The organism is Aminobacter sp. P4_D5, from assembly GCF_056401815.1.
In genome coordinates this window covers 1-575 of the sequence record NZ_JBFUIP010001124.1, presented here as the reverse complement: position 1 = coordinate 575, position 575 = coordinate 1, and the positions used below count along the sequence as shown (strand labels likewise).

The following is a 575-nucleotide window of genomic DNA, read 5'->3' as shown; positions in this document are numbered from 1 at the left end:
GCATAGGGACCGACGCTCGCGCGCTGGCCCTTCTCGGCCGGCCCCTCGTAGATGAGCGTCGCGCCCTCGCCCGCCGAGATCACCTCGCCGGTCAGTGTCAGCGGCGGCGCGACCGTGGAGTAGCGGGCGCCGAGGGTCACGGTGACCGTGGCACCGACACCGGCGGCGCGGCAAGCGGACACGGCCGCCGCATCGGTGACCGGGACGATGGCCGGCAGTTCTGCCTCGGCCTTCAGCAGGGCGTGCAGGATATAGGTGCTGTTGCCCGGGGCGCCCGCCGCCACGCGGTCGCCCTGGTCGCCCAGGATGAGCGGACGCGGCGTGCCTGCGATGGCGCGGGCCAGGCAGGATTCGAGGCTGGGATAGACGCCGATCAGGCGCGCGCGCGCAGCCCAGAGATCCGCCGCCAGTCCGGCCACGAGGGCCTCGGCCGCCTCGGAGCGGGCATTGCCATAGGCCATCACAACCTGCCCGAGCCCCGGTACGTCCAGGAACTGCTGCGCATTGAAGATGGAAGCGTCCCAGACTGCGCCGGCTTCCACGGCCTTTCGCGCTCGGGCATGCAGGCCCTGGAG

At 72.5% G+C, this 575-nt stretch carries 1 protein-coding gene; it reads right to left on the bottom strand.

Annotation, left to right across the window (positions count from 1 at the left end):
• A partial coding sequence (locus tag AC1DWF_RS37030; protein WP_476843405.1) for an MlrC C-terminal domain-containing protein occupies positions 1 to 542 on the bottom strand: 542 nt, incomplete at its 3' end.
• Between the last annotated feature and the right edge of the window lie 33 nt (positions 543 to 575).